This window comes from Streptomyces sp. SID1328, from assembly GCF_009865595.1.
Taxonomy (GTDB): Bacteria; Actinomycetota; Actinomycetes; order Streptomycetales; family Streptomycetaceae; genus Streptomyces; species Streptomyces griseoluteus.
Genome location: NZ_WWKH01000410.1, coordinates 1 through 10,837 on the forward strand (window position 1 = coordinate 1; position 10,837 = coordinate 10,837).

The 10,837-nt window shown below is 73.0% G+C and carries 8 protein-coding genes; 6 read left to right on the plus strand and 2 right to left on the minus strand.

The window, feature by feature from the left end; translation table 11 throughout:
• Positions 1-584: 584 nt before the first annotated feature.
• Positions 585-2,024 (minus strand): NADP-dependent phosphogluconate dehydrogenase, encoded by a 1,440-nt coding sequence (gndA, locus tag GT030_RS12120; protein WP_161201114.1) that lies wholly within the window; start codon positions 2,022-2,024, stop codon positions 585-587.
• A 284-nt stretch (positions 2,025-2,308) separates the two neighbouring features.
• Here gndA and GT030_RS12125 point away from each other — a divergent pair, with 284 nt between their 5' ends.
• Complete coding sequence (locus GT030_RS12125) at positions 2,309-3,502, plus strand: transglycosylase family protein (RefSeq protein ID WP_161201115.1); 1,194 nt, start codon at positions 2,309-2,311, stop codon at positions 3,500-3,502.
• A 3-nt stretch (positions 3,503-3,505) separates the two neighbouring features.
• Here the strand turns inward: GT030_RS12125 and GT030_RS12130 are convergent, their stop codons facing one another.
• On the minus strand, positions 3,506-4,516 hold the full coding sequence (locus tag GT030_RS12130) for a DMT family transporter (RefSeq protein ID WP_202459997.1): 1,011 nt from the start codon (positions 4,514-4,516) through the stop codon (positions 3,506-3,508).
• Between the two features lie 202 nt (positions 4,517-4,718).
• Between GT030_RS12130 and GT030_RS12135 the strand changes: the two genes are divergently transcribed.
• The 5 genes from GT030_RS12135 to GT030_RS12155 all read left to right on the plus strand — a co-directional run.
• Positions 4,719-5,456: a (2Fe-2S)-binding protein gene (locus GT030_RS12135; RefSeq protein ID WP_161201116.1), complete on the plus strand. Its 738-nt coding sequence runs from the start codon at positions 4,719-4,721 to the stop codon at positions 5,454-5,456.
• Between the two features lie 40 nt (positions 5,457-5,496).
• Positions 5,497-6,648 carry a glycogen synthase gene (glgA, locus tag GT030_RS12140; protein WP_161201117.1) on the plus strand — a complete coding sequence of 384 codons (1,152 nt, stop codon included), beginning with the start codon at positions 5,497-5,499 and terminating at the stop codon, positions 6,646-6,648.
• A 51-nt stretch (positions 6,649-6,699) separates the two neighbouring features.
• The gene (gene glgC, locus GT030_RS12145; protein ID WP_086693729.1) at positions 6,700-7,920 is read left to right on the plus strand and encodes a glucose-1-phosphate adenylyltransferase; all 1,221 of its coding nucleotides are present in this window, start codon (positions 6,700-6,702) and stop codon (positions 7,918-7,920) included.
• Between the two features lie 123 nt (positions 7,921-8,043).
• Complete coding sequence (locus GT030_RS12150) at positions 8,044-10,362, plus strand: GH92 family glycosyl hydrolase (RefSeq protein WP_161201118.1); 2,319 nt, start codon at positions 8,044-8,046, stop codon at positions 10,360-10,362.
• A gap of 148 nt (positions 10,363-10,510) precedes the next feature.
• Positions 10,511-10,837, plus strand: a 327-nt coding sequence (locus GT030_RS12155; RefSeq protein WP_272920687.1) for a wax ester/triacylglycerol synthase domain-containing protein, incomplete at its 3' end; no start/stop codon positions are given.

Sequence of the window (10,837 nt, forward strand, 5' to 3'; positions counted from 1 at the left end):
CCGGTACCACCCCCGGACCCGGCCCCCGAGCCCACACCTCCGGCACCCGGCCCCACGCCGCCGGCCCCCGGCCCGGTCCCGCCCGGCCCCTCCCCGTCGCCCATCCCACCGGGACCGGAGCCCGTGCCGAGCCCGGAGCCGGGACCCCCGCTGAGCCACTGAGGGGTACGGGGCGGACGTCGACCGGAGTCCACGGCCGGGCTCTCCGGCGCGCCCGAGCGAACTACCGGAGCCGCGACGGCCAGGGGAGACCCCGGTCCGTCGCGGCTCCGCCGCGCATGCGCCGTCACCAGGACGACTCGCCCCCCGGCACGCATCCGCAGTGGCCACGATCCGCAGTGGCCGCTGCGGATGCGTCCGCACCCGTAGGGGGTGGCTCATCGGCCCCGTTCCACGCGCCGGTTCCGAGCCCGGCCGCCTGCGTCGGCCCACCGGACTGCGCCTCGCGAAACGCCCCCCCGCACGGGAGCGGCGCGGCCCCAGCCCGGAGCCGCGCCGCACGTCATCGCGGCGAGGCGGCCCGCCAGGCCGGTGTGCCTTCCACCCAGCCCCGGCCGGCCACCCTTCGCCTAACCGCCGGAGGCCTACGCCGAGACCTCCTCGCGCCCCCCGCCCCACAGCGTGTGGAAGGACCCCTCCTTGTCCACCCGCCGGTACGTGTGCGCGCCGAAGTAGTCCCGCTGGCCCTGGGTCAGAGCCGCCGGCAGGCGGTCCGCGCGGAGGGCGTCGTAATACGCGAGCGCCGCCGAGAAACCGGGGGCCGGGACCCCTTGGCGGGTCGCGGCGACCAGGACCTCGCGCCAGTCGTCCTGCGCGTCGGCGATCTCGCGGGCGAAGGTCTCGTCGGAGAGGAGGCTCGGCAGGTCGGGACGGGCGTGGTACGCCGCCCGGATGCGGTCGAGGAAGGCGGCCCGGATGATGCAGCCCCCGCGCCAGATCGCGGCGATCTCACCGAGGTCGATGTCCCAGTCGTACTCCGCGCTGCCGGCCGCGATCTCGTGGAAGCCCTGGGTGTAGGAGACGATCTTGGAGGCGTACAGCGCCTGCTCCACCTTGTCCGCGAAGGCGGCGGCCTCCTCCTTGCTCAGCGGGGTCGGCTTCGGCCCCGCGAGGTCCCGTGAAGCCTCCCGCAGCGCCGCGTGGCCCGACAACGACCGCGCGAAGACGGCCTCCGCGATGCCGGACACCGGCACGCCCAGATCGAGCGCGATCTGCACCGTCCAGCGTCCGGTGCCCTTCTGCTCGGCCTCGTCGACCACCACGTCCACGAACGGCTCGCCGGTCTCCGCGTCCACGTGGGACAGCACCTCGGCGTTGATCTCGATCAGGTAGGAGTCCAGTCGCCCCCGGTTCCAGGTACGGAAGATGTCCGCGATCTCGGCGGGCGAGTACCCGGCGACATCGCGCAGCAACTGGTAGGCCTCGCCGATGAGTTGCATGTCGGCGTACTCGATGCCGTTGTGCACCATCTTCACGAAGTGCCCGGCGCCGTCGGGACCCACGTGCGTCACACAGGGCCCGCCGTCGTCCGCCTTGGCGGAGATCTTCTCCAGCATCGGCCCCAGCGAGTCGTACGACTCCACCGACCCGCCCGGCATGATGCTCGGCCCGTGCAGCGCGCCCTCCTCGCCGCCGGAGATGCCGGTGCCGACGAAGTGGATGCCCTGTTCGCGCAGCTCCCGCTCCCGCCGCCGGGTGTCCGCGAAGTGCGCGTTGCCCCCGTCGATGATCATGTCGCCGGGCTCCAGCAGCGGCGCGAACTCCTCGATCACCGCGTCCGTCGGCTCACCCGCCTTCACCATGATCACCAGCCGGCGCGGGCGCTCCAGTGCCGCCACGAACTCCTTGGCGGTCTCGGCCGGCACGAACTCGCCCTCGTCCCCGAACTCCTCCACCAGCTCGCGCGTCTTCGACGCCGTGCGGTTGTGGACGGCGACCGTATAGCCGTTGCGCGCGAAGTTCCGGGCGAGATTGCGGCCCATGACCGCCAGGCCCGTGACGCCGATCTGCGCGTGTGTGCTCATACCGCCTGCTCCCTAGCTGCGTCGTTGCTGCGGCTCCGTCGGTGGGGGCCCTGCGGCCCATCCTGTCGCGCCGCCCCGGCGAGCGCACATCCGGCTCGCCAGGCATGGGTACGGACGCAGTACCCCTCTCGGCTCACTTCACGGGGTGCCGGAAAGCTGCGACCTCAACCAACGCCCGTCTCCGGCCACTTGAAACCCTGACAGGCCGGATTCCGCTCTTGTCCTGGCCTGTTCCCGGCGCTTACTTTTGCCCCTCCTGACGCATGTCGAGGGGATTTCGGACCATGGCCGTACGCGGCCGGCATCGCCGGTACCAGCCGAGCAGGATCAACCGCGCCTCACTCACCGTCACCGCCGGCGGCGCCGGACTCGCCATTCCGCTGGTCGCGGCGGGCACCGCGGACGCGGCGGACGCCTCCACCTGGAACAAGGTCGCGGCCTGCGAGTCCAGCGGCAACTGGAGCATCAACACCGGCAACGGCTACTTCGGCGGCCTCCAGTTCACCCGCTCCACCTGGGAGGCGTACGGCGGCACCCGGTACGCGCCCCGCGCCGACCAGGCCACGCGGGCGCAGCAGATCGCCGTCGCCGAGAAGGTCCTCGACGGCCAGGGCCCCGGCGCCTGGCCCGCCTGCGGCCCGTGCGCCGGACTCGCCCGCGGGGGGAACGCACCCCAGGTCGAGAGCGCGCCGAGCCATCCGGCCAGATCGGTCAAGAGCCAGGCGAGACCCGCCGCCGCCCAGGACGTACGCCCGCAGACCACCCCGCAGTCCCGTGCCGGCCGCGCCGAGATGTACACCGTGGTGCGCGGCGACACGCTGTCCGGCATCGCCGGGGAGCACCGGGTGCGGGAGGGCTGGCGCGGCCTGTACGAGGACAACCGCACGGTCATCGGCGCCGATCCCGACCTGATCGTCCCCGGCCAGCGGCTCAGCCTGCACGGCGCCGCCAAGGCGCCCGTCACGGCCGCGCCGAAGCACCGGACGCAGCCGCGGAAGACCGAGAAGAAGGCCGCGCCCAAGCCGCAGCGCAAGGCCGCCACCGAGCACAAGACGTCTTCGCGCCACTCCGGCCACACCGTCGTCGCCCCCGTGCACGCCTCCATCGGCACCAGCTACCGCACGGCCGGCTCGCACTGGTCGAAGGGCTACCACACCGGCGTCGACTTCCTGGTGCCCACCGGCACCTCCGTCCACGCCATCTCCGACGGCCTGGTGGTCTCGGCCGGCTGGGGCGGTTCGTACGGCTATCAGGTCGTCGTACGGCACAGTGACGGCCGCTACTCGCAGTACGCCCACCTCTCCGCGATCTCCGTGCGGTCCGGGCAGAGCGTCAGCGCCGGCCAGCGCCTCGGCCGGTCCGGCGCGACCGGCAACGTCACCGGTCCCCATCTGCACTTCGAGGTGCGCACCGGCCCCGGCTTCGGCAGCGACGTCGACCCGGTCGCCTACCTCCGGGCGCACGGCGCCCAGCTCTGACGGTCAGGCGCACAGGGGGACGTCGGGCAGGGAGCGGGCGTCGGCGGGGGTGTTCCCGCCGACCCCCTCCCGCACGGGCTCGGCGTCCACGGACGTGAGTACCGGGGCGGCAGGGTCCACCGGCCACCTCGCACCCGGTACGCGTGAGGTGGCCGAGGGGGCGGCTGGCGCCTCGGGGGCGGCCGGGCCGCCCAGCCGCTCCGTGGTCAGCAGGATCAGGCCGCCGCACGTCACCACCGCGCAGCCCAGCGCCAGCACCGTGCCCGTGGTGCCGTGGCGGAAGGTCTCGCCGAACAGGACGATGCCGACGACGGCGGCCAGCACCGGGTTGACCACGGTCAGCGTGGCCAGCGGTGCGGCGAGCCCGCCGTCCCGGTAGGCCGACTGGGAGAGGAACACCCCGGCCGCCGAGAGGACGGCGATCACCGCGAGGGACGGCAGCCCGGCGAGACCGGTGCCCGCGCTCCAGTCGACGGCGACCGTCTTGGTGAACACCGACGACATGCCGAACGCCGCGCCCGCGCCGGTCGCCAGCAGCACGCTGCGCACGGCCGGATGCCGGTGCGCGGCCCGTGCCGCCATCATCAGCGCGACGATCGCACCGCCCGTCACCAGCGCCAGCGCCGTCCGCTGCGCCGGGCCCAGGGAACCCGCTTCGGAGGCACCGACCAGCGAGAGCAGGCCCGCGAGACCGGCCGTCGCCATCACCGCGCCCCGCCAGGCGGTCGCCCCTGCCTTCCGGCCGACGAACAGCGCCGCCATGGGCAGCGCGAAGACGATGGTCAGCGCGCCCAGCGGCTGGACCAGGCTCAGCGGGCCGAAGGCCAGCGCCACGACATGCAGCACCCCGCCGAGGCCGTTCAGCCCCAGCGCCGCCCACCACCCCGGCCGGCGCAGCGGCGCGAACCGCTCACCGGAGCAGGAGTCCGCGACGCGCTCCTGCACGACGGCACCGCCCGCGTACGCGACGGCGGAGACGAAGGACAGCAGGACGGACAACGCGAGGGCGCTCATCTGCGGCTCCCTCGCGGCAGGCGGGCCCGGCTCAGGGCACGGTCGGCTTCCATGCCGGACACTCTGCCCGCTCACGCCCGCTCGGTCGTCGTCCCTGAGCACGCAATGCGTCCTACTGCCGATGGAGTACGAATGCGCCCCACTCATCCCCAAGGCGGGTGACCGAACGTCCGTGTTCCGGGGACTGGTAGAAGTTCTGACCGTGGAACTCGATCCCGGCCTGACCGCGTTGCGCCCGCTCGGCGGCTTCTTCGTCCTGCGCACCGGCAGCCCCGCAGACCTGAGCGCACCTCCTCTCGACCAGACATACGCGGGCCAGTCGGCGGTTGTTCAGCCCGACGCCGTCGCGGACCGGGTCGCCGTGGTCGCGGACCGGCTCGGCGTCCGTGAGCCCCGCGTCTGCGCCTCCCTGGCCCAGCAGGGGCTGGCCGCCCGGCTCTGGTCGGCCGCGCTCGCCTGCGCCGCGCTGTACGGCCGGGTGCCCGACCTCGACCCGCGCCTGCTGCGCTGGGACGCCGCCGCCACCGCCCCCGACGACCTCTGGCTGACCGAGGTCCGCCCGCTGCCCGGCGACCCCCGCACACTCGCCGACACCGTGCTCCATGCTCACCTGCGGCCCCTGGGGGAAACCCTGACCCGCCGGTACGGGGTCGCCCCCGGCCTCCTGTGGGGCAACGCCGCCTCCGCCCTCGCCGGAGCGGCTCGGCAACTGGACCAGTGGGCCCGCGTCAACAGCCGTACGGATGTGGCCCGGAGAGCGGCCGACCTCACCCATGCCCTCTTCGCGCACCCCCTGTTGCGGGACACCGGAGTCCGTTCGGGCACGAGGTTCCGCCGCCGGAGCTGCTGCCTCTACTACCGGGTCCCCGGCGGAGGCGTCTGCGGGGACTGCTGCTTCAGCCGCCCGCCGGGCTCTTCCCCACGCGCCGCTTCTGGGTGACCATGAAGGGAACTGCCGCCGAAACCCAGGGAGTCACCGGGTGCGAGTGGGACTGCTGACGCGTGAGTACCCCCCGGACGTGTACGGCGGTGCGGGCGTCCATGTGGAGTTCCTCGCCCACGAGCTGGCCCAACTCGTGGACCTGGAGGTGCACTGCTGGGGCGAGGGCAGAGGCGTCGGCGTCGTACGGCACCGCCCGTGGCCCGTGCTCGACGGCTCCAACGACGCCCTGCGCACCTTCTCAGTGGACCTCTCCATGGCCGCCGCCCTGCAGGGCAGCGACCTCGTCCACTCCCACACCTGGTACGCGGGTCTCGCCGGCCACCTCGCCAAGCTGCTGTACGGCATCCCGCACGTCACCACCGCGCACTCGCTGGAGCCGCTGCGCCCCTGGAAGGCCGAGCAACTGGGCGGCGGCTACGCCCTGTCGAGCTGGGCCGAGCGCACCGCCATCGAGTCGGCGGACGCCGTGATCGCCGTCTCCGGGGCCATGCGGGACGACATCCTCGCCTGCTACCCCGCGCTGGACGCGGACCGGGTGCACGTCGTGCACAACGGCATCGACACCCGCCTGTACCGCCCCGACCCCGGCACCGACGCCCTGCGCCGGCACGGCGTCGACCCGGAGCGGCCGTACGTGCTGTTCGTCGGCCGCATCACCCGGCAGAAGGGTGTTCCCCAACTGCTGCGCGCCGTCAGGCAGATCGACCCGGACACCCAGGTCGTGCTCTGCGCCGGCGCCCCCGACACCCCGGAGATCGACCGGGAGTTCCGGGACCGCTTCCGGGAACTCAGCGCCGTCCGGGCCGGGGTGTTCTGGATCCCGCAGATGCTGCCACGCGCCGAAGTCGTCCAACTCCTCACCCACGCGGCCGTGTTCGTGTGCCCCTCGGTCTACGAGCCGCTCGGCATCGTCAACCTGGAGGCCATGGCCTGCGGCACCCCGGTCGTCGCCTCCCGCGTCGGCGGCATCCCGGAGGTCGTCGATCACGGCCGCACCGGCCTCCTCGTCGACACCGACGGCGACTTCGAGGGCAACCTCGCCCGCGCCCTCGACGATGCGCTCGCCGACCCGGCGGCCGCGCGGCGGATGGGTGAGGCCGGACGGGCCCGCGCGGTGGGGGAGTTCGGCTGGGACGCGGTGGCCCGGCGCACGGCGGGACTGTACGAGGAGATCCGCAAGCAGGCTTAGCCGCCGCCCACCAGGGCATCAGTGGGATCAACCAAGGGGAGGGGAGGCGCCATGCGCCGAGGAGGTCCTTCGGTTCTCGGGATCGTACTGGCCGGCGGTGAGGGCAAGCGGCTGATGCCGCTCACCACGGACCGGGCCAAACCCGCGGTCACCTTCGGCGGCACCTACCGCCTGGTCGACTTCGTGCTGTCGAACCTGGTCAACGCCGACGTGCTGCGCGTCTGCGTGCTCACCCAGTACAAGTCGCACTCGCTGGACCGGCACATCACCACCACCTGGCGGATGTCCAGCCTGCTCGGCAACTACGTCACCCCCGTCCCCGCCCAGCAGCGCCTCGGCCCGCGCTGGTACCTCGGCAGCGCCGACGCCATCCTCCAGTCGCTCAACCTGGTCCACGACGAACAGCCCGAGTACGTCGCGGTGTTCGGCGCCGACCACGTCTACCGCATGGACCCCCGGCAGATGCTCCGCCAGCACATCGAGGGCGGCGCGGGCGTCACCGTCGCCGGCATCAGAGTGCCGCGCGCGGAGTCCTCGTCGTTCGGCGTGATCACACCGGGCTCGGACGGCCGCATGGTCCAGCGCTTCCTGGAGAAGCCCGCCGACCCGCCCGGTCTGCCCGACGACCCGAACAGCGTCTTCGCCTCCATGGGCAACTACATCTTCACCACCAAGGTCCTCATCGAGGCCCTCCAGCGGGACGCCGAGGACGAGCAGTCGGCGCACGACATGGGCGGCTCGATCCTCCCCCAGCTCACCGGCCGCGGCGAGGCCCAGCTCTACGACTTCCACGACAACCACGTCCCCGGCGAGACCACCCGCGACCAGGGCTACTGGCGGGACGTCGGCACCCTCGACGCGTACTACGAGTCCCACATGGACCTGATCGCCGAGCGGCCCGCGTTCAACCTGTACAACACCCAGTGGCCCATCTACACCCACGCCAACCAGCTCTCCCCGGCCCGGTTCAGCGCGGGCGGCATCGCCAGCGATTCCATCGTCAGCGCCGGCTGCCTGATCCGCGGTCAGGTCAGCCGCTCGGTGCTCTCGCCCGGCGTGCGCGTCGACCCCGGCGCGGTCGTCCAGGGCTCGGTGCTGCACGACAACGTGCGCGTCGGCCGGGGCGCGGTGGTGCGGGGTGCGGTGCTGGACAAGAACGTGGAGGTCCCGCCCGGCGCGACCATCGGGGTCAACCCCGACCGCGACGCCGAGCTGTACACCGTTTCCCGGGGCGGGGTGATCGCCCTGGGCAAGGGCCAGCTCGTCACCTGACCCGCCGCCGGAAACCGGCGGACCCGCGACGCGCCGCCCTCGAACCGTCCCGGATCCCTGAGTTCACGCCGTTCGCCCCGCACGATGCAGGCAACGACGTCGAACCAGCGGAGGTCATCCGACATGAGAGGGACCCGGCGCATCCGGCTCTGCCTGGCCGGGGTGATGGCAGCGTCCGCGCTGGCCGCCACCCCGGCCGGCGCCGCCGAACCGTCCGACGGCCACCTCACCGATCTGGTCAACCCGTTCATCGGGACCCAGAACGAGGGCAACACCTTCCCCGGCGCCGCCGTGCCCTTCGGCATGGTGCAGCTCTCCCCGGACACCGGGCACCGAACGGGCTACGACCACACCCACGACCACATCCGGGGCTTCTCCCTGCTCCATGTCTCCGGCGTCGGCTGCCGCATCGGCGGCGACCTGCCCGTGCTGCCCACCACCGGTGAGGTCACCGCCACCGACAACGCCCGCTACGCCGCCGCCTTCTCCCACGACGACGAGGAGGCGAGCCCCGGCTACTACCGCGTCGGCCTGGGCACCGGCATCCGCGCCGAACTCACCGCCACCGCCCGCACCGGCGTCCAGCGCTACACCTTCCCGGCCACCACGCAGGCCAACGTCCTGCTCAACGCCGCCCAGTCGCTGCACAAGCCGGGCGGCGCCGAGGTCGAGATCCTCGACGACCGCACCGTACGCACGAAGATCTCCGGCCACGGCTTCTGCCGGGACACCGGCCCGTACACCGTGTACACCGTCACCCGGTTCAGCCGCCCCTTCACCGGCTACGGCGCCTGGGACTCCGGCGCGGTCACCGCGGGGGCGCGGACCGGGACGGGCGGGGCGTACGTCCGGTTCGACACCACGAAGGACCGGACGGTCGAGGCGACCACCGCGCTGTCGTACGTCGACGCGCGCGGCGCCGCCGCCAACCTCCGGGCCGAGGGCGGGACTTCCTTCGACAGCGTGCGCCGGCGGGCCCGCGAGGCGTGGGAGAGGCGGCTCTCGACGGTCCGGGCGCGCGGCGGCGACCCGGCGCTGCGCCGCACCTTCTACTCCTCGCTGTACCGCTCGTTCCTCGCGCCCAACATCGGCAGCGACGCCGACGGCCGCTACAGGGGCTGGGACCAGAAACCGCACCACGCGCGGGGCTTCACCTACTACCAGAACTGGTCCCTGTGGGACACCTACCGCACCCAGGCCCAGCTCCTCGCCCTGCTCGCCCCGCGCGAGGCCCGCGACATGGCCCGCTCGGTGGTACGGATCGACGAGGACGGCGGCTGGCTGCCCAAGTGGGGATACGGTCCCGTCGAGACCAACATCATGACCGGCGACCCGGTGACCCCCTTCCTGACCACCGCCTTCCACCTCGGCCTGCTGAAGGGTTTCGAGGACCGGGCCTACCGGGCCCTGCGGAAGAACGCGGACGGCGTCCCGCCCGCCGCCTATCCGGGCGTCGGCCGGGAGTCCAACGCCGAGTACCTGGCCCAGGGGTTCGCGCCGTACGTCAAGGGCCGCCCGTACGCCAAGGCCGGTGACTCCGACTACCACTTCGGTGCCTCCGTCACCCTGGAGTACGCCCTGTCCGACGCCATGCTCGCCCAGATGGCCCGCGCCCTCGGCCACCCGGACGACGCCGCCCGCTACACGGCCCGGTCCCGGAACTACCGCAACGTCTTCGACCCCACGACCGGCTTCTTCCGCGCCCGCGACGCCTCCGGCACCTTCACGGGACCGGCCGACCCGGCGAAGAGCGTGGGCTTCCACGAGGGCACGTCCTGGCAGTACCAGTGGCTCGTCCCGCAGGACCTCCCCGGCATGATCGGCCTGATCGGCGGCAAGCAGGCGGCCGAACGGCGCCTGGACTCCTTCTTCGCCTACGACAGGCTCCTCGCCGACCCCGGGACGACCGCCCGCCGGGTGTGGGTGCACGGCAACGCGTACGACTACTACGACGCCGACAAGTACAACCCGCAGAACGAGCCCGACCTGATCGCGCCCTACACCTACCTCTCCACCGGCCAGCCCTGGAAGACCACCGACGTGGTGCACGCCGCGCTGACCCTGTTCACCGACACCCCGGCCGGCATGACCGGCAACGACGACCTCGGCACCATGTCGGCCTGGAACGTGCTGTCGTCCATCGGCGTGTTCCCGGTCCAGCCCGGCTACGACACCTGGGGACTGTCCACCCCCGTCTTCGACCGCGTCGACCTCACCCTGGACCGCCGCTACTGGCCCACCGGCGGCCTCACCGTCACCGCCCCCGGCACCTCGGCGGCCGACCGCTACATCCAGGGCGTCCGCACCGACCGCACCGCGCACGACCGCACCTACCTGACCACCCGCGCCCTGCGCTCGCTGCGGACGCTCGCGTTCACGGTCGGCCCGCGCCCGTCCGAGTGGGGCACCGGACCCCGGGCGGCACCCCCGGCACTCAGGTGACCTGAGGGTCTGCCGAGCCCCGCCCCTCTCCGGGGGCGGGACTTTTATCCGTTGTTAACTGTGCGTGACCTGGTAGCACTTGACCGTAATCGGGGTTCGGGGATTGACTCGGGTAAAGCCCACCCCGTCGACGACGCGAGGCACGCCCTTGACTTCCGATCCGCTCGCCCCGCTCGACCTCGCCTTCTGGAACATGGAGTCCGCCCGGCACCCCATGCACCTCGGCGCGCTCGGCGTCTTCGCCACCCAGTCACCCACCGCCGGGGCACACGCCGCCGACCTGCTCGCCTCCCGCGCCGCCGCCGTCCCCGGCCTGCGCATGCGCATCCGTGACGTCTGGCAGCCCCTCGCCTTCGGCGGCGCCACCCGCGAGCCCGTCCCCGACTTCGACCCCCTGGACCACGTACGGCTGCACGCCCCCACCGACGACTTCCACGGCATGGCGGGACGGCTCATGCAGCGCCCGCTGCGGCGC